Consider the following 21,125-nt stretch of genomic DNA (forward strand, 5'->3'; position numbering starts at 1 on the left):
CCGGCTCGGCGGCACCGACTCCCTGTATAGTGGGGGCTCGGCCGGGAAAACCGTGGTGAGGTCCATGTGTCAGTGACCAGGGCTGTGCGCTGGGCGCCCCTTCAACAGGTGCTGCTCGCCTGCGTGCTCGTCTTCGCCGGTGCGGTCTCCGCGCAGACGACGGAGGACCGGGCCTATGTCGGCATCACCGTCGCGCGAGGGACTCGCATCGGCTCGCAGGGCGGCCGGTTGGAGGACAGGCGGCAGTTGGATCTCCGCCTGCCGCTGCCGCCCCTCTTCCTGGGGAAGACGGTGGTGTTGCCCTCGTTCGGGTACGAGACGCGCTTCATGGGGATGGAGCAGCGCGGCCCGCTCGCGGATGTGTCCGAGGAGGACCTGAGCCGACGCTTCCATCGCTTCAGCCTGGGGCTCACGGTGATTCGTCCGCTGGCGCCCCGGTGGATGCTCATCTCGGGCGTGTCCGCGAATCCACGCACGGACTTCAAGAGCTCGTTCGACGTCGGCCTGGACACGTCGTGGGCGGGCTTCGCGATGGCGAACTACCTGATTGGCGGAGACCCGGACGTGCGGCTCACCTTCGGGCTCGTCGCCATCTATCCGTTCGACGCCACGCCCGTCGTGCCCATGGTGGCCTTCACCTATCGCAAGGGGCCGTACATCCTGGAGCTGGGGCTGCCCCGGCTCACCGCGATGCTCAAGGTGGGCGACGGTCTGGAGCTGGGCCTCACTGGCATGTTCGACCAGCAGGTGTTCCGCACGCGCCTGCCCGAGGGCAGCCAGGACCTGGCCGCTCGCTATGTGCGCGAGACGGCGCTGCGCGCGGGCCCCACGGTGAACACGCGCCTGGGTGGCAGCAGCCTGTGGTTGAGCACGTCGCTGGGGCTCGACTTCCTGAATGACTATGCGCTGCTCGACAGGAACCGGGACCGGGTGGAACTGGGGATGCTCCAGTCCACGGGCCCGGCGCCCTACCTGCGGGTGTCGCTCGGGTGGCGGCCCCCGAAGCGGGCCGCGGCGTCCGCGCGTCCGACCGGAGACAGCCTGTCGGGCATGCCTCCGGCGAAGGGCAACACGTCGCCCCTCATCCGATGAAGGGCGTGAGCGCCTTCACCCAGACGACGACGGCGGCGGCGCCCGCGTCCGGAACACCGAGCGCGCGGCTCCCCAGGTAGCTGGCGCGGCCCAGGCGAGGTTGCATGCGCGCGGTGGCGTCGGCGCCCTGCTCCGCTTCGCGCACACCCGCGGCCCAGGCCTCCGCTGGAGACGTCCCTGCCCGCAGCGACTGGGCGAAGGTGTCCGCCGCGGGACGGAGTGCATCCAGCATGGTGCGGTCTCCGGGTCTGGCGCCGCCGAGGTTCGCCACGGCGTCGACGGCGAGGACGAACGCCTCCGCCCAGGCCGGTGCATCCACCGGGCCTTCCGACAAGCGGCGCGCGGCCCGCAGCAGCGCGGTGGCGTAGAACGGACCGGAGCTCCCGCCGATGGCGCGGCGCAGGGCCTCACCGATGGAGGTGAGGGCTCGCGAGGGATGGGTCCACGAGGACTCGGGGAGCGCGCGGATGGCCGCGGCGCCGCGCGACAGGCTGATGCCCAGGTCGCCGTCTCCCGCCGCGCTGTCGAGCTCCGTCAGGCGCGACTCGCTCGCCTCGAAAGCGGACGCCACCGCGAGCGCCGCCGCGTGGACCTTCTCCATCCCCGGTGACTTCGCGGCGGGGGCCGAGGGCACGGAGGGCGCAGCGGTGACGGGCCTCGGCGCACGCTCGGGAGCGAGCCTCCCTTCGCCACCCCAGGCGGGCGCGGATGTCTTCGCATCCAGTCGAGCCAGCAGCGCGTCATCGACCTTCAACAGCGACAACGAGCAGCCGGGCATCTCCAGCGCGGAGAGGAACGTCCCGCTCCAGGCTCGCTCCACGCGAAGGCCGCGCTCACGCAGGACGGACAGCGCCCGGCGCGTGACGATGGCGAGCTCCATGGGCGGCGTGCCCCCGAGTCCGTTGACGAGCAACGCCACGCGAGCGCCGGCGGCGAGGCGACGGTCCTCGATGATGGTTGCGAGCAACGTGTCCACCAACGCGTCCGCCGCCTGGAGTTGGGCGCGTCGCACGCCCTGCTCGCCGTGGATGCCCAGGCCCAGTTCGATCTCCTCGTCGCCGAGGGTGAAGCCGGGACGTCCCGCCGCGGGCACCGTGCAGGGGCCGAGCGCGACGCCCATGGTGCCCAGCTCCGCCGACGCGGCCTGGGCTTCACGGAGCACCTCCGCCAGAGGGAGTCCGGCGTCGGCCGCCGCGCCCGCGACCTTGTGCACCAGGACGGTGCCGGCGATGCCGCGCCGGCGCGAGGGCTCCACGGTGTCGCGCAGGGCGACATCGTCGGCCACCACCACGACCTCCACCGGGATGCCCTCGGCGCGGGCCAGCTCGGCGGCGAGGCCGAAGTTGAGGCGGTCTCCGGTGTAGTTCTTCACCACGAGCAGCGAGCCCGCGGGGCCCGACACCGCGCGGATGGCGGCGAGCACGGCGTCGGTGCTCGGCGAGGTGAACACGTCACCGGCCACCGCCGCGTCCAGCATGCCCGCGCCCACGTAGCCCGCGTGCGCCGGCTCATGGCCACTGCCACCACCGGAGATGATGGACACCTTGCGTTGCCGGGGGTCCGCGGGCGTGTCGCTCCGGATGACCACGGTCTCGTCGTCGAGCAACACCTGTCCTGGAGCGAGGGCGACGAATCCCTCCAGCATCTGCCTCACGACGGCCCTGGGCTCATTGACGAGCTTCTTCACCGGTTCCCGCTCCTTGGCGACACGTGCACTCCAGGGGCGGGAGTAAACCACGCGCGTGACGCGCTCGTGCCGGGGACACGCGGGCGACGGGCCCGAATCGTCCACCAGCGGGCGCGTCACTCACGCATATGACACCCACATGTGCCGAGGACTCGCGCGCCTCGGACTGGAATCATCCGTCGGAGGTCACCTCACGAGGGTCTCACCTCCGGCGAGGTTCTACTTCGAGAGGGGCCACCAACCTCGAGGCCTCTCTCAACACGCGTCGCGCGCCAACGCTTCGCGGAGCTGGGCGATCATCTTCGGGGCGTCGACATCCGCGGAGCCGCGCGCCAGGGCTTCGGCTTCATCCAGACAGGCATGGGCGCGGGCGACCTGTCCCGAGCGCCGATGCACCTCCGCCAGGGCGAGCAACAGGAGCGGCTCGCGCTCAGCCGCTGCGCCAAGAGCCTCCTCGTAGTAGAGCGCAGCGCGAGGAAGCCTCCCGGCCTCCTCGCAGAGCAGCCCCGCCGTCCTCGCCAGGAGCGAGGTGTTGGCGGGGCGCTCCTCCATGGAGCGAGTGCGCTCCAGCGCGGCCTCCAGACACGAAGATGGCTTCGGCCGTCCTGCCCTCTCGCGCGAGCTCGGACGCGATGCGCAAGGGGTGTTCGTCACGCATGATGCGGTTCCTCCCAGTTGCGCGAGCGGACCGGTCTACAGCCGGAACCCTGACCACCTGGGAGGAGCATCACTCAGGCGCGCTTGCGGCGCAGCATCAGGGCCAGCCCCACGAGCCCCACCAGGGTGAGCGCCCCCGCCCCACCCGTCGAGCCGCAGCCACCACAGCCCTGTACCGCCTCCACCTCGCCATCCCTCCCCTCGAGCGGCCGGGCCGTCCCCACACCCGTCTCATCGACACATCCAGGCTCCGAGCCCGCGTCCGTCGGACCCGGCACTCCCTCCGTTCCGCCGACCTGCCACGCGAGGAGCTGACCTGGGTAGAGCGTGAGGTTCGTCCCCGTCACCACCGTGCGCCGCACCCGGTCCACGATGGGCCGCGTCTCGCCGGGCAGCACGATGTTCACCCCCGTCTTCGACTGCATGGACGTGTTCACCACCGCGTAGAAGTTCCCCTGCGCCGTGGCCATCTTCCGCACCACCACCTCCGCGGTGGAGGCCGCGCCCGGCACCACCGTGCTCGGCAGCGCGGGCAGCGCCAGGAACGCCGCGTGGAAGGCACGCGTGTACTCGGGGAAGCCACGGCTGATGGACGACGCCTCCAGGTAGCCCAGCAACGTCGGGTCGCCGTTCGCCACCGCGCGCGCCTCGGCGAGCATCGAGTACGGCCCCTGCCGGTCCACCGCCATGGAGAGGTAACCCCACAGGCCCCCCATGGGCCAATTGCCATAGCGGTCATTCGCCGTGTCCTGCGCGTGGTTGCCCGTGCCGTCGTCCTCGTTCAACGGGAAGTGGTGGACCATCGCCAGACCCGACGCCCCACGGAAGCGACCGAGCAACGTCGGGTCCGCCACGCTGAAGAGCCGGTTGAACGGATACGTCACGTAGAGCCCCTCCGACGTCTTGAAGCCATCCGGGTCCGCGGGAGGGAAGCTGCTGAACGGCTCGCCCCAGGGACGGTCCAGGTGTTCGGTGGGCGGCAGCTCGTCCGCGGTGATGGCCTTGCGGTACGTGCCATCCTGGAGGAATGCCGCCGGCTCGGTGGGCGGGTAGCGGTACTGACAGCAGTTCGTCGTCGTGTCCCCCGGAGCGCAGCATCCCTGGTCATCGATGGTGGCCCACGTGGCCGGGTCGTCGGTGACGGTGACGGCCATCTCCGACAGGTCCTCCGGGGTGGGCAACCCCTCCTCCGGATAAGGCGTGAAGAGCACCTGGGCGTTCGGCACGCCGTTCTGTCTCAGGTAGTCGCGGATGGCCTCCAGGAACGCGCGCCGCTTGCCGAACCACCACGCGAAGTAGCGCGCCCGCAGGGCCAGGTCCGTCTGGAGCATCACGCGTGACACGCTCTGTCCGGTGTCGCTGGAGAAGCGGCCGAGCGTCTCAGGAGAGAAGCTCATCGGAAGGTCCGTGGGCCGCGTGCGGAACCACGCGCCCAGGAAGTTCACCTGCCCCTTGAAGTGCAGCACCGTGGCGTCCATCACCTTCTTCACGTCCGCCAGCGCGTCCGGGTCCGACACGTCCACGCAGTTCTCGTCCGACCAGTAGATGGGCGAGTAGATGTCCCCATCCCGGTCGAACAACGGCTTGCATCGACGTTGCTCGCCCAGCGGCCGCAGCCCGCATGCCAGCGGCTGTTCCCACGGTTCCATGCACTCGTGCCACTGGGAGATGGACTTGCAGTCGGAGTCCTCCGAGCAGGGCGTGTCCGTGAAGAGCCGCTCACCGGAGATGGCGCCCGAGTACTCGTAATAGGGCAACACGGAGAAGCCGTTGGCCGCCGCGCGGGACACCGCCGTGGCCCACAGCGTCGGGTCCTTGGGCTGCACGTACCAGGGCGGCGCGGAGAACGAGTCCGCGTCCCACCCCTCCGTGTAGCCGAACTCCATCAAGTCGTGGCCATACGTGTCGATGCCCAGGAACTTCGCCTGCTTCATCCGGTAATCGAACCAGTTGCCGGGGGAGGCCCCGGGCTGGCAGCCCGTCCCCGCGCCCTGCGCGCAGATGGCCGTGTCGTCGTTCATCTCCTCGCGCCAGAAGATGTGCCGACGCGGCAGCGGCGCGGGCGGGTAGTGGATGGCCAGGTCCAGGCTCGACGGGTTCGGCACCTCGAACAGCCGGATGCGCGAGACGGCCGTGCCCTTGTCCGTCGGTCCACCGTGGCGCGCGAAGTGGCCCACGGAGACCCAGAAGCCCTGGGCCGGTCCCTCGGGGCGCCGCGTGTCCTTCAGGTTGCGCTGCCCGACGATGGGGGCGAAGCGGTCATGCAGGTAGAAGAACTGGCGGAACTGCTGCCACTGGTTCGACAGCGGGAAGCGGAGCGACTCCGGGTTGGGATAGGCGTACTGCTCGCGGAAGTCGCCAATGGACGTTCCGGTGCTGAAGCCCCGGAACTTGTCCGCGCCCTTGTTCGCCACCGCCATCAGTCGCGACTCGTTGTCCGGGTACTCCACCACGAGCAGGTACGCGCGCCCGGCCTGGAGCCCCTTGCCCACCCCCAGCTTGTAGGAGAAGGACTTCGCCTGCGGCCCCATCGTCATGACGCGCACCGGCCGCGTCACCCCGCCCAGGGTGAGGGAGCGCAGCGTCGACGTGCTGTTCGCTCCGTGCACGACGGGGTGCGGGTCCGCCGGGTCTCCGACGTTGACCTCGTCGATCAACGGCAGCAAGCCGAAGGGCTCACCCGCGTCCACCAGGGGCTGTCCCAGCGCGTTCGAAGACAGCCCCAGCAGCAAAAGACACAACGACACGAACCATGCACGCGGCATGCGGGACTCCAGGGTGAGGGGGGATGAAGCACCCACACCCGGAGTATCGGCAACCCAGTGACAATAGTTTCCGGATAAAGCAGACTCTCTCAGGCCAGCCGCTTGCCCTGCACGAACTCCAGGCCCAGGGGGTTGCCGCGGTAGTGGACGGGGTCCAGGAGAACCTTCTCGATGCGCCAGCCCTCGGCGGTCTTCACCACGTCATGGGTGTAGCGCGCGACGATGGTCCACTCCTGCTGCACGCCGCCGAGCGTGAAATAGTGGGCCACCTCCGCGTAGGCCATCACCTGGGCATGCGTCTCGTTCCTGAAGTGGATGCGGACGGTCGTCGCCGTGGCGTGCTGGACGCGGGTGAAGGGGCTGACCGCGACCCGGCCGTACTCGGCGGCCTGCTCGCGGGTGATGCGGAGGGGCTCACCACCCATGAAGCGGCTGTAGTCCGCGGTGAGCTCGGGCGTGAAGACGCTCGCCCACCGGCTCCAGTCCCCGGTGTCCTTGCCGAAGTCGATGGCCTGCCCGTACTCCGCCACCAGCTCCTGGATGGCAATCCAATCCAATACATACTGCGTGTCTTTTTCGCGCATGGACGGGAACTCTAGGCCCAGCCCGTCAGCGTTGGAATACGCGCGAAATTGCCAACAAGCCACTCAGGGTGTGGGGAGGACACCTGGGAGCTTCCAGTGGAGAAGGATGGCGAGCGTCCTCAGCGTGAAGCAGACGGCCCCGCCCTCGCCGCCGTCAGTCCTCCCTCCAGAGCGAAGACGAAGGTGCCCGCGAGGTCCGCCGTCGTCAGCAGCGTGCGCGACATCCCGCGCGCCGGCATCATCTCCATCGATGCTGGCCGCATCCCATCCCCCTGGAGGCTCCTGGTCTGACGCAGCGCACGCGCCGATTCAACGCGGCGCGGGTGACAGAGGACGTCTTCTGAACAGCGCGGCGTCGTGGGCTGTCAGCCGCCACTCAGGCCCAGCTCACGGATGCGACGTTGGAGGGCGCGGCGGGAGACCTCCAGGCGTCTCGCCATCGCATCGATGTCTCCCGCGCACTCGTGGAAGCACCGGGTGAGTTCCTCCGCGCTCACGTCCCCCGCTGCGCGCAGCAGCGAGCTCCGCTCGATGAGCAGGTAGACGGAGGAGCGCGGGATGCCCAGCCGCTCTGCGGTGGCCTGGAGGTCCCAGGCGCTCTCGCGCAGGGCCTCGAGCAGTTCGTGTTCACCCACGTCCGAGGGCTTGCGTCGCGCGCGGGGATTCGAGGGCGGGCGCTCCAACGCGGGCAGGGGCGCCAGCGCCAGGCGTCCGCCCAAGGGCGTGGAAGCCGAGGCCAGCTCCTGCTCCAGGAAGGAGGGGACCCGCAGGTGTGGGAGCCCCCGGCTTCCGATGATGAGTTGTCGGGTGACGTTGTGGAGCTGCCGGACGTTTCCGGGCCACGCGTGGCGCAGCAGGCGGACCATCAGGGACGCGGGCAGCCACGGCTCGGCCCGGGCGTCGCCTCGGCTCAAGCGGTGTGACTCCCCCAGGTTGGCGAGCTCGCGACGGGCGAAGTGGAGGAACAACGGGCCGATGTCTTCTCGACGCTCGCGCAAGGCAGGGACGCGCAGCTCGAAGCCCGCGAGCCGGTGGAGCAGCGGCGCCTTGAACAGGCGCTCCTCGATGCGAGCCTCCAGGTCCGCGTCCGTGGCCGCCACCAGTCGTACGTCCACGGGGACGGGGGAGTGCCCGCCGACGGGGCAGACCTCGCCCGACTCGATGACGCGAAGAAGCGCGGCCTGGACCTCGGTGGGGGCCTCGCCGATTTCGTCCAGGAACAGGGTGCCGCCGTGCGCCGCGCGGAAGAAGCCGTCGCGCTCGACGCTCGCGCCCGTGTACGCGCCGCGCCGTGCGCCGAACAACTCCGCGGCGACCAGCTCCTTGGAGAGCGCGCCCAGGTTCACGCTGACGAAGGGACCGGAGCGGCGCGGTCCGTGCTCGTGGATGGCGCGCGCCACCAGCTCCTTGCCCGTGCCGGTCTCTCCTCGGATGAGCACGGGCACCGGCAGGTCCGCCACGCGCAGGATGTCCTCGCGCAGTTGTTGGAGTCGCTCCGAGGGCCCCAGAAGCCCCAGGTCATCCACACCCCGCGGGCCTGGGACGGCCGTGAGGTGCAGCAGCAACACCAGCCGCTCGGCGAGCACCAACGGCACACCTTCCCGCAGCGCCTCGGCCGTCAGCTCCACCGCGCCATGCACGGGGGTGTCCGCCACGGCCACGTGCGTGCCCTGCGCCGGCGCCACCAGGCGGAGGCCCCCACGAGGCCTCGGCTCCAGCCACAGCGGCGTGCGACTCAGGAACGGGTCATCCAGGGGCCGTGCACCTGGGACACCTGGCCGCGAGAAGTCCGGGCCGTTGCGAGACATCGACATGGGGACGCCGAGCGTCTCCAGCACCTCGAGCAGGGCGCGCTCGCCCGCGCGCTGAAGGTCTGGATGGGAGATGAGCGTCAGCGTGGGCACGTACCGACGGCCCAGCACGGGCGCGCCGCGTACGTGCCCGGCGGTGGACTCCTCGTTGCTGGAGAGCTTGCGCTGCATGGAGCGTCCCAGACCTCCCGGCGGCCTCAATCCTCTCGCTGAGTTCAAGTCTGCCCCGGAGGTCCCCCGCAGCGGTGTCCACGCCATCCTGACCGAGCAACGAGTGTTGACCCACCACCAATCCGCGAGACCGAGGGAACGCTGACCTCCGCCCGCGCCCACCGCCACACTCCTCCCCGACGCAGGACGACGGGCCGCCCCACCCGGCGGCCGTCATGGAGGACCGGCATGAGTGACCGGCGACGCACGGATACCTCCCCACAGGATGCCCCCGTTTCGTACAAGGACGTCGACGAAATCATCCGCAGAGCGACCGAGCTGATGCAGGCAGACCAGTCGCTGGAGACGCTCACTCCCGAGGAACTCCAGCGCATCGGCGACGAGCTGGACATCCCCGCTCGCTACATCGACGAAGCCCGGGCGCTTCGAATCGAGCGGCTCCAACAAGAAGCGCGGTCGCGACGGGCGATGGAGGTCACCCGTCAGGCACGGCGCCAACGCCATCTCCTGCGGGCGCGCTGGGGCATGGCGCTCTTCGCGGGCGCAGTCGCCCTGTCTGGACTGGTCATGAGCGCCATTCACAATGACCTGGGGACACGGGCGTTGGAGGTGGCTCGGCAGCGCGCCCAGGTGCACAACGTCTTGGTACGGCGAGACGAGGTGCGGGCGCGTTTCGCCACCGTCACGGCGAGTCCTGAACGAGACGCCGAGCTGTCCGGCGCCGACAACCGCGTGTTCGTGGAGCAGCGCCGCTACGACCAACTGGTGGCCGACTACAACGCCGCCGCGGCCTCCATCCCGAACCGCTGGGTGGTGGAGCGCACCCAGCTGCCTCGAAGCCTTCCCCTGTCCACCGAGCTGAAGTCATGGTGAAGCCATCGCTGCTGGTGCTGGTCCCCCTGCTCGCGCTGACGGTCTCCGCCCAGCCCCGCGTCCCGACCATCACGCGCTCCGTCGAGGACCTCGCGGAGGTACTGCCCCCGCAAGAAGAGGAGAGCATCTCCACGGAGCTGGTCCGACTGCGCGAGCGGACCGAAGCCCAGATGGCGGTGGTTCTCGTCGAGACAACGTCCGATGAGCCCATCGAGGACTTCGCGCGGCGCATCTTCGATGGCTGGAAGGGAGGAAGCCGGGAGAGGAACGATGGGCTGCTGCTCGTGGTGGCGGTGAAGGACCGGCGCGTGAGGCTGGAAGTCGGCTACGGCCTGGAAGGGCCCATCCCCGACAGCGTCGCGCGAGCCCTCCTCGAAGCACAGTCGCCCTGGTTCGCCCGAGGAGACTGGCGCGGGGGCATCCTGAACATCGTCGAGGGAGTCCAGGAACGACTGGTGGAGGCCAACACATCGCCCACGACCACCCACCATCGAAGCGGCGTGGCCGCCAAGCGGCCTCGACGACCTCCAGCGACCAAGGACGTCTTCTTCACGGTGTTGATCTTCGCCGCGGCGAGCAGCCTCGTGATGTTCGGCATCTGGCGCGACATGAAGGAGTCACGTGGCACTATTCCTTGGTTCCTCGCGATCGAGGTCGCTGTCGTGGCGACATCCGCATTCACCCGGGGCATCTCCATCGTCGAAACCCTGGGCTTCTTCGGAGCCTTCGTGGCCTATTTCTGCACGATGTATCGCTGGCTGAACTCCCATCCCCCCAGCGCCATGCTCGTCGCCAACGGGACGCCCCTGCTCAGCTACTTTCACGCGTCCGGCGACCTCGAACGCGCGCCCACCTTGTGGGCCTGCTTGCTCACTCCGAGCCTCGTCACGACCCTGCTGCTCGCCTTGGGGCTCCGTTACACCCTCGGCTCCATCCTGAACGCCATGGATATCCATGGACTCGCCAGGCCGAAGCCTTTCTCACTCAGCCTGAGAGCGATGATCTGGCTCGGCTACAACCCCGAGTACCTTCGTGAGCATCAGTCGCGCCTGGATTCTGCCCCAGGAACAGACGACATCTGCGACTCGGGCGGGTCCTTGGGAGGAGGTGGCGGAGGCTGGGGTGGCGGAGGCTGGGGTGGCGGAGGCTGGAGTGACGGTGGCGGAGGAGGAGGAGGCGGCGACGGTGGTGGAGGCGGTGGCAGCTCCAGCTTCTGATTCTTCTCCTGAACTCACGGACCGCCCAGGGACTCCTCTGGCGCCGGCTCCAGCGGCTCCTCCTCCGGCGGCGCCTGCACCACCGTGAGGATGGGACGCGAGTCCGCGAGTGACGGCGTGAAGAGCGAGGGCTGCCCCGGGTCGTCGAACACGGTGGAGAAGTCCAGCGGCGTCAGTCCCCGCTCCAGGCGCGCCGCGAAGGTGTCCTTCAAGAGCCGCACGTAATACTCGACGTCGTAGTCCCGAGGGTCCTCGGCGCCCTGCGCGGACACCTCCTCCACGTCATCCATCTCCGGCTCGGGGAGCAGCCCCGCGCGCCCGCCCACCGCGCGGTAGATGCGCACGCGCTCACCCACCGCCCACGACGTCCTGCCCGCGGTGAGCATCGCCTCGTACGCCAGCTCCCGCCGACGCTCGCGCACCGCCGCGTACTGCGCCGAGTCCTTCGTCAGCCGCACGTGCGCCGACACCTCCGTCGTCGGCACCCGCCGCCTGCGCAGCGCCATCACCGTGTCCACGTACACGTCCCGCACGCCCGCCACGTCTCCGGCCAACAGGCACCGCAGGGCCTTGCGCAGGAACACCTCGCCGAACGGCTCCGCGCGACTGGAGCGGAAGGCCACGCCCTTGAGGTGCAGCGTCCCGTCATGCGACTGCAGCGCGTAGTTCTTCGGCTCGTGCGACAACATCGCCGCGTAGCGCCCGTCGAACTCCAACTGCACGCGGCGAGGCAACAGCGCGGCGACCTCCGCCACCACCCGCCGCTCGTCCTCCTCGCGCCAGTCCTCCGGCACCGCGAAGTACACGCCGTCCGTGTCCGCCTCCAACAACGTCACGCCCCGCCGCGCGAGCTCCCGACACAAGAGCGCCAGCACCGCGCGCCCACGCCGCGTCACCTCGTTCGCCGCGTGCACGTCCGAGAAGCGCGTCAGCCCCACCGCGCCCATGTAGCCATAGGCCGAGTTGACGATGATCTTCATCGCCGCCGACAGCGCGTCGTTCTCGTGCCGCTCCGTGGAGCCCGCGGGCGCCGCCCGGCCCCGCTTCTTCGCCGCCAGCCGCTGGTCCACCAGCCGGTCCACCATCGACAACAACGCCCCCAGCCGGTCCCGCTTCGGACCGATGCGGTACTCGCGCATCAACGACGGATACAGGCTGGCCACGTCCGCCTTCACCACCCGCCGCGCCACCCCCGTGGCGAACAGGTGCAGCGCCGCGCCGCTGTGCGCCGTGCCGTCCCCCCCCTCGTGCGCCGGAATCGCCGCCCCCGAGCGCAGGTACGCCCGCACCAACAACGGGTCCAACACCCCGGTGGCCGGCCCCGCGTCCGCCAGGCGCTCGTAGCGACGCGGCGCCATGCGCGCCAACGCGAACGCCGCCCCACCCAACAACCGCGCCACGCCCTCCGCCTCCGCCACGTCGTCGCGCGCGTAGCGCCGCACCCGCTCCGGGTCCGTCTTGAAGACCTCGTGCACCCGCGCCCCGGGGATGTACTCACGCGCCGGGCCCGCGATGCCGAAGTGTCGCGCAACGACCTTGAGCCCATGCCCCGGCAAGTCCCGCGCGGAGAAGTCATGCCGCAGCACCGCGTCCAACGTGTCGATGAACTCGCGCCCCGGCACCGTGTAGCGCGCGCGCCGCATCGAGTCCGCGTTGCGTTCCGCCCCCCGCCCCAGCGCCGAGCCCCTCGCCGACGGCCGGTGCCGCAAGCCCGGTGAGCCCGCCCGCCCCAACGCCAGCGGCACATCCAACCGCCGCGCGCGCCGCGCCACGAAGGGCAGGTCGAACCCGTGCAGGTTGTGGTTCTCGATGACGTCCGGGTCCCACTGGCGCACCCGCTCGACGAACCGGCGCAACAGGTCCGCCTCCGCCGCGTCCCCCTCCCCGTGCGCCTCCAGCACGTCCGTGTCGCCGCCCGGCCCCCGCATCGCGATGAGGAAGATGCGGTCCTTCCCCGGGTCCAACCCCGTCGTCTCCAAATCGAACTGGAGCCGCTGCAGCGCCTCGAAAGAGAGCCCCCGGAAGTACGTCCGCCCGGACGCCGTGAGGTACTGCTCCTCCGGCGGCAGCGACAGCACCGTCTCCGCGCTCAAGTCCCGCAGGTTCGCGAACGGCCGCCCCAGCCGCCGCGACGCGCCCTGCAACACGTCGGACGCGAGCGCGCGCCCATCCTCCGCGCGAATCAGGAAGCGCAGCGCCCCCGGCCCCGACAGCTCCTGGTACGTCACCCGACGCGGCGCGGGCCCCTCACGCTCCGGCCGCAGCCGCGGCCCCAGGTGCTCCAGGTCCTCCAGGTGCGACAGCACCAACCACGGCCGGAAGCGCACGTCCTCGCGCACCAGCGCCCCCGACTCCGGGAGCCTGCGCCACACGAAGGCGCGGCCGTCGGGCTCCGCCCACACCGAGACGATGCCCGGCGTCGCGTCCCAACCCCACAGCCATTCGTCCTCCACCATGCCCGCCATCATGCCCCACAGCTTGCCGCTCCCGGGTGTCAGCGGTATGTCAGGAAACCCTCGCCATGCAACGCACCGAGCGACTCTTCGCACTCGCCGAGTACCTCCGGGGCCGCCGCACCGGCGTCACCGCCGAGACGCTCGCCGAGCGCTTCGGCGTCACCATCCGCACCATCTACCGCGACCTCGACACGTTGCGCGCCGCGTCAATGCCGGTGGCCGCGGAGCGGGGACGCGGCGGTGGCTACGCGTTGGACCGCAGCTACAGCCTGCCGCCGGTGAACTTCACCGCGCGCGAGGCCGCGCTGCTGGTGGCGCTGGGGCGCTTCGCCATCGACATGCGGCTGATGCCCTTCGCGGGCACGCTTGATTCGGCGTTGGACAAGGTGCGCGCCGCGCTCTCCACGTCCGCGCAGCGCGAGCTGCTCGACCGGCTCAAGGAGCTGAGCTTCCTGGGCGTGCCGTCGCTGCCGAGCAAGCCCGCCGTGCGAGCGGCCATCGAGCGCGCCTGGTTCGAGCAGCAGCCGTTGCGCCTGACGTACGTGGACGGCAACTACCTGGAGACCACGCGCGAGGTGCGCATCCGCTCCGTCGTGATGGACCGACATGAGACACGCCTGGACACCCAGGACGTCCAGAGCGGCGAGCGACGCCCCTTCCGGCTGGACCGAATCGTCCACGCCGAGGTGCTGCGCGCCTTCGAGCCCTGAATTCCCCGCGCGCCGCGCGTCATGCCGCACCGCATCAAAGGCAGACAACGAACATCCGTGACGTGAAGGGTCGAACAGGAGCGCAATCGGGATACCATCCGCGTCCCCCAACCCAACCCACCCACGACACGCGCCTTGGAGGCGAGCCGATGGAGAAGCCCTGGTTGAAGCACTATCCGCCTGGAGTTCCGGCGGAGATCGATGACCGTCAGTACCCGACGCTGACGCACCTGCTGGAAGAGGCCTTCACGAAGTACGCGGACAAGCCGGCCTTCAAATGCATGGGCAAGGTCATCACCTACCGCGAGCTGGATGCGCTGTCGCGGCGCGTGGGCGCGTGGCTGCAGTCGCGAGGGCTGGAGCGTGGGGCGACCATCGCCATCATGATGCCCAACGTGTTGCAGTATCCGGTGTGTATCGCCGCGATCCTGCGCGCGGGCTACATCGTGGTGAACGTCAACCCGCTCTACACGCCGCGCGAGCTGGAGTACCAGCTCAAGGACAGCGGAGCCCAGGCCATCTTCATCCTGGAGAACTTCGCCACCACGCTGCAGGCGGTGCTGGACAAGACGCCGGTGCGCCACGTCGTGGTCGCGACGATGGGTGATTTGCTCGGCGGCCTGAAGGGCACGCTGGTCAACTTCGTGGTGCGCAAGGTCAAGAAGATGGTGCCCGCGTACGAGCTGCCGCGCGCGGTCAGCTTCAAGCAGGTGCTGTCCGAGGGTGGCTCGCGCACGCTGACGCCGGCCGCCACGACGCGCGACGACATCGCCTTCCTCCAGTACACGGGTGGAACGACGGGCGTGTCGAAGGGCGCCATGCTGCTGCACCGCAACGTCATCGCCAACCTGCTGCAGGTGGAGGCGTGGCTGCAGCCGGCGACCAAGGGTCGCAACATCGACCAGGTCAACATCGTCTGCGCGCTGCCGATGTATCACATCTTCGCGCTCACCGTGTGCGGGCTGATGGGCATCCGCATGGGCGCGATGAACATCCTCATCCCCAACCCGCGCGACATCCCGGCGTTCATCAAGACGCTGTCGGAGCAGCCCTTCCACATCCTGCCGGCCGTCAACACGCTGTACAACGCGCTGGTCAACCACCCCGAGTTCGCCAAGCTGGACTTCTCCCACCTGATGGTCTCCAACGGTGGCGGCATGGCGGTGCAGAAGGCGGTGGCGGACAAGTGGTTCGCGCTCACGCGCGTGCCGCTCATCGAGGGCTACGGCCTGTCGGAGACGTCCCCGGTCGCCACGAGCAACACGCCCGTGGCCACGGAGTACTCGGGCACCATCGGCCTGCCGGTGCCGGGCACCGAAATCGCCATCCGCGACGAGGACGGCAAGGACGTTCCGATGGGCGAGTCGGGCGAAATCTGCATCCGCGGTCCGCAGGTGATGGCGGGCTACTGGAACCGCCCGGACGAGACGGCGAAGGTGATGTTCCCGGACGGCTTCTTCCGCTCGGGCGACATCGGCATCATGGACGAGCGCGGCCACACCCGCATCGTCGACCGCAAGAAGGACATGATTCTGGTGTCCGGCTTCAACGTGTACCCCAACGAGGTCGAGGGTGTGGTGGCCATGCACCCCGGCGTGTTGGAGGTGGCCGCGGTGGGCATCCCCGACGAGCACTCGGGCGAGGTGGTGAAGCTCTTCATCGTGAAGAAGGACCCGTCGCTCACCGAGGCGCAGGTCATGGACTTCTGCCGTGAGCAGCTCACCGGCTACAAGCGGCCCAAGCACATCGAGTTCCGCACGGAGCTGCCGAAGACGAACGTCGGCAAGATCCTCCGCCGCGAGCTGCGCGAGAAGAAGGTCGCCTGATTCGAACGGCGCTCCACGCGTCACGGCGGCCCGGGCAATGCTGGCCCTGGCCGCCGGAGCGGAGCGCTAACGGGACGCTGACGCCTGAACGTGGGGCGTCAGCTTCCGGAAGTTGTCCCCGCGCTCCCGCTCGATGCGCAGGAAGCCCGGGTCCACGCCCACGTACGCGGGGCGCTCCTCCACGATGAAGGACACTTGCGTGGACGGGCCCTGGAAGCGGTGGCGCTCCACGCGCAGCGGCACGTCCTCCGCGGCGCCGTCGCGCGGCGAGCCGCGGTAGATGGCGAACTCGAGCACCTCGTCCATGGGCAGCGGCACGTCCTCGCCCCCGCGCTGGGCGTGCTTGGCGGTGGCCACGCGCGCCGTCACCCGGAAGCGCCCGTCCTCCAGCGCCTCCACCGAGGCCGACTCCACCTTCAAGTCGTAGAGGACGACCTGCTTCATCCACTGGTCGATGAGCACGCGCTGCTCGGCGGACGCCTGCGCGGACAGCGCGGCCAGCAGGTCCAGCGTCGTCAGCGTGTTCTCCCGCGTCTGCGAGGCCAGCAACTGGCGCAGCGCCGCGTCCAGCTTCGCCTCGCCCAGCAAGTCCCGGAGCGCGTTCATCACCAGCGCGCCCTTGCCGTAGTAGAGGTAGGACTGCCCCGCGCCCTTGTAGAGCGGCGGCTCGGCCTCCGCGTCCTCGCCCCGGCCGGAGAGGTAGCGGTCCCGGTCGTACGCGAGCACGGGCAACAGCGAACGCTCACCGTGCTGCCCCGCCAGCACCCGCTGCTCGGCGTACTTCGTCAGGGACTCCACCAGCATCGTCGCGCCCTCGACGGGGGCCGGGTCCAGCAGGTGTCCCCACCACTGGTGGGCGACCTCGTGCGCCGTGCGCCGCGTCACCAGGTCCACCGCGCCGTCCTCGCGCCCCATGTCGGTGAGAAAGCCCCGGTCCTCCACGAAGTAGATGACCTGCCGCATCGCCAGCGCGCCGAAGTCCCAGTACGACGGAATCTCCACCACGCGCAGCTGCGCGTCCGGATAGCGCTGGAAGCGCGCGCCGAAGTCGTCCAGCGAGCGTGTCATCGCCGCCTGGATGGCCTTCACGTTGTAGGGGTGCGACGGGTGGTAATACACCTCCACGTCCACGCCCTGGTGCCGCGTCCGCTCCACCGCGTAGCGCGCGGAGACGATGGCGAACATCGGCGTCATCGGCCGCGCCTCCACGAAGTGGAAGAAGCGGCGTCCCGCCTCGCGCCACTCGCGTCGCAGCGTGCCCGGCGCAATCGCCGTCTGGTCCTCTTCGGTGGACACGGTGAGGTCCAGCGTGTGCCAGCCCTGGTCCACGGGCAGGGGGACGGTGCCGCGCTCGTCCAGGCGCGGCAGCCTCGGCTGCTCCGGCAGGCCCCGCGCGCGACGCTCGGCGGCGTTGCCCAGCTCGTACGTGCGGCGGTAGCCCAGCGAGGGGAACACCTCCGTGTTGCGCAGGAAGGTGCCGTTCTCCACCACCGCCAGCTCGAAGTCCGTCGCCCGAACACCCTGCTCCTCGCGGGTGACGTCGAACGACAGCTCGGACACCCCGCCCGGGGGCAGCGCGGGGGACAGCGCGAAGCGGACCATGCCGAAGCGCTCGTCATGGGACACCTGCTCCGCGCCGCGCAGCGCCAGCGACACGGGCCGCGCGGACCGGGGCACCGCGACCCACAGCGTGTCGATGGGCTCCTGGGTGCGGTTCTCCAGCCGGTAGCCGCCGGTGACGCGGTAGCGCGCTTCCCGGGGGAAGAGGTCCACCTTCGCCGTCACCGCGGTGATGCTCGGCACCGGGAGCGCCTGCTGCACCTTGTACGTGCGCTCGTACGCCTCCTTCCAGTCGCGTGAGGCCGCGCGCGACGCGTACGTCCCCCGCAGCACCGTGTCGTGCAGGATGACGCCGCCCACCAGCAGCAGCACGGCCCCCGCGACGCTGGCCGCGAGCCACCCGCCCCTCCCCCACCGCGCCGGCAGCGCCCGCAGGCGCGCCGCCAACGAGAACCCCAGGCCGCGTCGCCACAGCCCCCAGGTGACGAGCACCAGCCCCCCCGCGAAGGCGCTCCAGTACGCCATGAAGGCGGTGAAGGAGCCCGCCATGGGCCCCAGCCCGTTGAGGTCCGTGTGCACCACGCCGGGCGCCGCGCCGAAGCGCGTCAGCGGATGCTCCAGCCCCCAGCCCGCGCCCTGGCTCGAGACGATGGCCAGGGCCAGGCTGAGCACCATGCCGACATACCGATGCGGGCTCAGCGTCTGGAGGAACAGCACCGCCACCGCGAAGAGCACCAGCGGCAGCCCCGCGAAGTAGAACGACGACAGGTACAGCCCCGGCTCCAGCGCCGTCACGCCGCGCGAGAGCTGGAAGCCCATGCCCAGCAGGATGGGCGCGCCCGTCAGCACGCCCACCAGGGCCCCGAGCGCCAGCAGCTTGGAGACGACGAACACCGCGCTCGACACGGGCGTCGCGTCGAGCAGCGCGTCGAAGCGCGCCATGCGCTCGCGCCACGCCAGCTCCGCGCCAAAGTAGATGAGCACCAGCGTGCCCAGCTGCGACAGGGGCGACCAGAGGTGCTCCACCACCCGGCCCGTGGTGGGGATGCGGCGGGTGCCGTACTCCCCCCGCCCCGCGCCCGTCACGATTTCCATGCAGACGATGAAGAGCCACAGCACCAGCAGCGCCAGGAACGGCCAGCTCTTGAGCACGTGCCGCAGCTCCAGCCGCGTCGCGGACACGAGCGCCGCCCACGTCGACGCCGCGCCCACCTCGACGGGCCGGTACGCGGACGGCGGCCCACCGGAGACCTCTTCCAGGCGCGCGTCGGGCCGGCGCTTCACCGCGGAGTCGCGAAAGGAGAAGCGCGCGTGCACCCACCCCAGCACGCACGCCGCGACGCCCAGCCACAACAGCCGGTTCCACAGCAGGTGGCCCTCCAGCGCGAAGGCGCGGGTGTTGCGCTCGGCCTCCGTCCAGTAGCGCGTCTGCTCGAGGAACGCGGACAGGCCGAACGGGTCCCACAGCGCGGCGCGCGCCAGGGCCTCCGGCGTCTGGGGCGACGTCCCCGCCATCAGCGGCGAGTCCGCCCACATGGCGCCCACCACATACAGCGCGTAGACGAGGATGCCGCCCACGTACGTGGCCAACGTGCTGCGCGTCAGCGCGGAGACGGCGAACAGCAGCGACGCGGCGAAGACGATGTTGGGCAGCACCAACACGACGAGCGCCCAAACGTAGCGGCCCACGCCCAAGGGCCCCACCCGCTCCGGCGCGAGCGGCACCAGGAAGGGCGCCACCATCAGCGCGAGCGTCGCCACGCCGAACACCGCGAGCGTCGCCAGCGTCGCGCCCAGGAACCGGCCGAGCAGGTAGTCCCGCTTGCGCACGGACGTGGTGTAGATGAGCTCCGTCATGCCGTGCTCGGCGTCGCGCTGCACGGTGTTCGCGCAGAAGAGGCCCAGCACGAAGAGCGACGTCAGCGACAACAACCCCAAGGACTGCGCCACGCTGTGCGGCGAGTTGACGTGGAGGTTGTCACCGCCGTAGCCGGTGGAGACGAAGAGGAACGCGAGCGCGACGAAGACGGCCGCCGCCGCGAAGAAGACCGCCTGGCGCGTCTGGTGGCGCCACTCGAAGTGGAGGATTCCGCCGAGCATGCCCGCGCCCCTCACGCCGCGCGACGCGCGGACAGGGTGGAGAAGTAGACGTCCTCGAGATCCGGGGCCACCGGCTCGAAGCCCTCCTCCGGCCGCGCGTCCGCCAGCACGTGCACGCGCGTGCGCCCGGCCCTCAGCTGCGTGGACAGCACCGGGAAGTCCGCGCGGTAGCGCTCCACCGCCGCCTTCTCCACCGTCTTGCGCCACACGCGCCCCTCCAGGGACGCCACCAGCGCCTCGGGCGCGCCCTCGCACAGCACCTGCCCCTCGGACAGGATGGCCATGCGCGGACACAGCTGGCGCACGTCCTCGACGATGTGCGTGGAGAGCAGCACCACGACGTTCTCCCCCACCTCGCCCAACAGGTTGTGGAAGCGCTGGCGCTCCTCCGGGTCCAGGCCCGCGGTGGGCTCGTCCACGATGAGCAGCCGCGGGCTGCCCAGCAGCGCCTGGGCGATGCCGAAGCGCTGCCGCATGCCGCCGGAGAAGCCGCTGACGGCCTTCTTGCGGTGGGCGTGCAGGTTCGTCAGGTGCAGCAGCGCGTCCACCTGCTCACGGCGCGCCTTCGCGTGCGTCAGGCCCTTGAGCAGGCCCAGGTGGTCCAACAGCTCCACGGCGCTCACGCCCGGGTACACGCCGAAGTCCTGGGGCAGGTAGCCCAGGTGACGGCGGTGCGCCTCCGGGTGGGCGAGCACATCCAACCCGTCGAACGTCACCTGCCCCGCATCGGGGGCCTGGAGCGTCGCGAGGATGCGCATCAGCGAGGACTTGCCGGCGCCGTTGGGTCCGAGCAGACCGAACAGCCCCCGGCCGATGTCCAGGTCGATGCCGCGCAGGGCCTGGACGCCGTTGGGGTACGACTTGGAGACCGCGGAGATTCGCAGCATGGGGCGCCCAAGGAAGCGTTGGGGGAGACCTCCCACCTACGCTCCCACCCCACGTGCGATTGCACGGCCGCGGGCAGTTGGCGGCGCGCTCAGTCCAGCGGGCGGACGTTCTCCGCCTGGAGCCCCTTGGGCCCCTGTTTCACGACGAACTCCACCTTCTGCCCGTCCCGCAGGGAGCGGTGCCCATCCGCGATGATGGCGGTGTGGTGGCAGAACACGTCGGCGCCCCCATCGTCCTGCGCGATGAAGCCAAAGCCCTTCGAGTCGTTGAACCACTTCACGGTACCCGTCGCCATACTCGACATCCTCCCTGTCGCGACGTTGGACGTCGCCGCATGCCTGGAACGTGGCATGGCAGTGGACGCGTAGCCCACACTCAGAGGATGTGTCGACGAGGGAAGGACGCGATCATCCACCAGTGAGCGATTGCCCCGGGGACGGCTCAGCGCCAGACACGACAAGGCCCACCACGAAGACGCGTGGTGGGCCTCGATGGGGAGAACACGACTCAGTACTCCACTTGCGGCTGCGGCCCCGGGACGATGTCCGCGATGTCGGGGTCCACGTCGCCAGGCTGGCGGGGTCCCTTCTCGGCCTTCGCCTTCTTGCGCTCCTCGCGCTTGACGCCCTTCTCCTGCTGGTGCTGCTTGCGCGCCTGCTCCTTCTGGCGCTTCGTCGATCTTCCTTGCATGCCGCCTCCCTCCTGAAAGTAAAGGCCCGGCCCCTCGC

The 21,125-nt window shown here is 70.2% G+C and carries 16 protein-coding genes; 5 read left to right on the top strand and 11 right to left on the bottom strand.

Annotated elements, in window-relative coordinates; genetic code table 11:
- Positions 1–72 precede the first annotated feature (72 nt).
- Entirely contained in the window at positions 73–1,092 is a 1,020-nt protein-coding gene (locus tag LXT21_RS40830) for a DUF6268 family outer membrane beta-barrel protein (RefSeq protein ID WP_254043672.1), read from the top strand.
- On the opposite strand, the gene LXT21_RS40835 is transcribed toward LXT21_RS40830, so the two are convergent.
- The 6 genes from LXT21_RS40835 to LXT21_RS40860 form a co-directional block, all read right to left on the bottom strand.
- A complete protein-coding gene (locus LXT21_RS40835; protein WP_254043673.1) occupies positions 1,082–2,779 on the bottom strand; it encodes a dihydroxyacetone kinase family protein in 1,698 nt (565 codons plus the stop codon). The two genes, LXT21_RS40830 and LXT21_RS40835, sit on opposite strands and share 11 nt — an antisense overlap.
- 255 nt (positions 2,780–3,034) lie before the next feature.
- Entirely contained in the window at positions 3,035–3,331 is a 297-nt protein-coding gene (locus tag LXT21_RS40840; RefSeq protein ID WP_254043674.1) for a hypothetical protein, read from the bottom strand.
- Between the two features lie 179 nt (positions 3,332–3,510).
- Complete coding sequence (locus tag LXT21_RS40845; RefSeq protein ID WP_254043675.1) at positions 3,511–6,201, bottom strand: MYXO-CTERM sorting domain-containing protein; 2,691 nt, start codon at positions 6,199–6,201, stop codon at positions 3,511–3,513.
- Between the two features lie 89 nt (positions 6,202–6,290).
- Positions 6,291–6,785, bottom strand: coding sequence for a nuclear transport factor 2 family protein (locus LXT21_RS40850; protein WP_254043676.1), 495 nt, complete (start codon positions 6,783–6,785; stop codon positions 6,291–6,293).
- A 119-nt stretch (positions 6,786–6,904) separates the two neighbouring features.
- On the bottom strand, positions 6,905–7,048 hold the full coding sequence (locus LXT21_RS40855) for a hypothetical protein (RefSeq protein ID WP_254043677.1): 144 nt from the start codon (positions 7,046–7,048) through the stop codon (positions 6,905–6,907).
- A 102-nt stretch (positions 7,049–7,150) separates the two neighbouring features.
- A complete protein-coding gene (locus tag LXT21_RS40860) occupies positions 7,151–8,767 on the bottom strand; it encodes a sigma 54-interacting transcriptional regulator (RefSeq protein WP_254043678.1) in 1,617 nt (538 codons plus the stop codon).
- A 228-nt stretch (positions 8,768–8,995) separates the two neighbouring features.
- Between LXT21_RS40860 and LXT21_RS40865 the strand changes: the two genes are divergently transcribed.
- The gene (locus LXT21_RS40865; protein ID WP_254043679.1) at positions 8,996–9,640 is read left to right on the top strand and encodes a LemA family protein; all 645 of its coding nucleotides are present in this window, start codon (positions 8,996–8,998) and stop codon (positions 9,638–9,640) included.
- The gene (locus LXT21_RS40870; RefSeq protein WP_254043680.1) at positions 9,634–10,857 is read left to right on the top strand and encodes a TPM domain-containing protein; all 1,224 of its coding nucleotides are present in this window, start codon (positions 9,634–9,636) and stop codon (positions 10,855–10,857) included. The genes LXT21_RS40865 and LXT21_RS40870 overlap by 7 nt, the downstream gene beginning before the upstream one ends.
- Before the next feature lie 14 nt (positions 10,858–10,871).
- Here the strand turns inward: LXT21_RS40870 and LXT21_RS40875 are convergent, their stop codons facing one another.
- Positions 10,872–13,313, bottom strand: a complete 2,442-nt coding sequence (locus LXT21_RS40875) for a DNA polymerase domain-containing protein (protein WP_254043681.1) — start codon at positions 13,311–13,313, stop codon at positions 10,872–10,874.
- Positions 13,314–13,378: 65 nt separating this feature from the next.
- Here LXT21_RS40875 and LXT21_RS40880 point away from each other — a divergent pair, with 65 nt between their 5' ends.
- Both LXT21_RS40880 and LXT21_RS40885 read left to right on the top strand, forming a co-directional pair.
- Positions 13,379–14,023 carry a helix-turn-helix transcriptional regulator gene (locus LXT21_RS40880; protein ID WP_254043682.1) on the top strand — a complete coding sequence of 215 codons (645 nt, stop codon included), beginning with the start codon at positions 13,379–13,381 and terminating at the stop codon, positions 14,021–14,023.
- A gap of 149 nt (positions 14,024–14,172) precedes the next feature.
- Entirely contained in the window at positions 14,173–15,849 is a 1,677-nt protein-coding gene (locus LXT21_RS40885; protein ID WP_254043683.1) for a long-chain fatty acid--CoA ligase, read from the top strand.
- Between the two features lie 66 nt (positions 15,850–15,915).
- On the opposite strand, the gene LXT21_RS40890 is transcribed toward LXT21_RS40885, so the two are convergent.
- The 4 genes from LXT21_RS40890 to LXT21_RS40905 form a co-directional block, all read right to left on the bottom strand.
- Positions 15,916–19,509, bottom strand: coding sequence for an ABC transporter permease/M1 family aminopeptidase (locus LXT21_RS40890; RefSeq protein ID WP_254043684.1), 3,594 nt, complete (start codon positions 19,507–19,509; stop codon positions 15,916–15,918).
- 11 nt (positions 19,510–19,520) lie between these two features.
- Entirely contained in the window at positions 19,521–20,396 is an 876-nt protein-coding gene (locus LXT21_RS40895; RefSeq protein ID WP_254043685.1) for an ABC transporter ATP-binding protein, read from the bottom strand.
- An 89-nt stretch (positions 20,397–20,485) separates the two neighbouring features.
- A complete protein-coding gene (locus tag LXT21_RS40900; RefSeq protein ID WP_254043686.1) occupies positions 20,486–20,692 on the bottom strand; it encodes a cold-shock protein in 207 nt (68 codons plus the stop codon).
- Between the two features lie 212 nt (positions 20,693–20,904).
- A complete protein-coding gene (locus LXT21_RS40905; RefSeq protein ID WP_254043687.1) occupies positions 20,905–21,087 on the bottom strand; it encodes a hypothetical protein in 183 nt (60 codons plus the stop codon).
- Positions 21,088–21,125 lie beyond the last annotated feature (38 nt).

This window comes from Myxococcus guangdongensis, from assembly GCF_024198255.1.
Classification (GTDB): Bacteria; Myxococcota; Myxococcia; order Myxococcales; family Myxococcaceae; genus Myxococcus; species Myxococcus guangdongensis.

Bases quoted from the DNA above. Each gene is read 5' to 3' on its own strand.
- LXT21_RS40840 (WP_254043674.1), bottom strand. From the start codon at position 3,331: ATGGAGGAGCGCCCCGCCAACACCTCGCTCCTGGCGAGGACGGCGGGG.
- LXT21_RS40845 (WP_254043675.1), bottom strand. From the start codon at position 6,201: ATGCCGCGTGCATGGTTCGTGTCGTTGTGTCTTTTGCTGCTGGGGCTG.
- LXT21_RS40850 (WP_254043676.1), bottom strand. From the start codon at position 6,785: ATGCGCGAAAAAGACACGCAGTATGTATTGGATTGGATTGCCATCCAG.
- LXT21_RS40855 (WP_254043677.1), bottom strand. From the start codon at position 7,048: ATGCGGCCAGCATCGATGGAGATGATGCCGGCGCGCGGGATGTCGCGC.
- LXT21_RS40860 (WP_254043678.1), bottom strand. From the start codon at position 8,767: ATGCAGCGCAAGCTCTCCAGCAACGAGGAGTCCACCGCCGGGCACGTA.
- LXT21_RS40865 (WP_254043679.1), top strand. From the start codon at position 8,996: ATGAGTGACCGGCGACGCACGGATACCTCCCCACAGGATGCCCCCGTT.
- LXT21_RS40870 (WP_254043680.1), top strand. From the start codon at position 9,634: ATGGTGAAGCCATCGCTGCTGGTGCTGGTCCCCCTGCTCGCGCTGACG.
- LXT21_RS40875 (WP_254043681.1), bottom strand. From the start codon at position 13,313: ATGGTGGAGGACGAATGGCTGTGGGGTTGGGACGCGACGCCGGGCATC.
- LXT21_RS40880 (WP_254043682.1), top strand. From the start codon at position 13,379: ATGCAACGCACCGAGCGACTCTTCGCACTCGCCGAGTACCTCCGGGGC.
- LXT21_RS40885 (WP_254043683.1), top strand. From the start codon at position 14,173: ATGGAGAAGCCCTGGTTGAAGCACTATCCGCCTGGAGTTCCGGCGGAG.
- LXT21_RS40890 (WP_254043684.1), bottom strand. From the start codon at position 19,509: ATGCTCGGCGGAATCCTCCACTTCGAGTGGCGCCACCAGACGCGCCAG.
- LXT21_RS40895 (WP_254043685.1), bottom strand. From the start codon at position 20,396: ATGCTGCGAATCTCCGCGGTCTCCAAGTCGTACCCCAACGGCGTCCAG.
- LXT21_RS40900 (WP_254043686.1), bottom strand. From the start codon at position 20,692: ATGGCGACGGGTACCGTGAAGTGGTTCAACGACTCGAAGGGCTTTGGC.
- LXT21_RS40905 (WP_254043687.1), bottom strand. From the start codon at position 21,087: ATGCAAGGAAGATCGACGAAGCGCCAGAAGGAGCAGGCGCGCAAGCAG.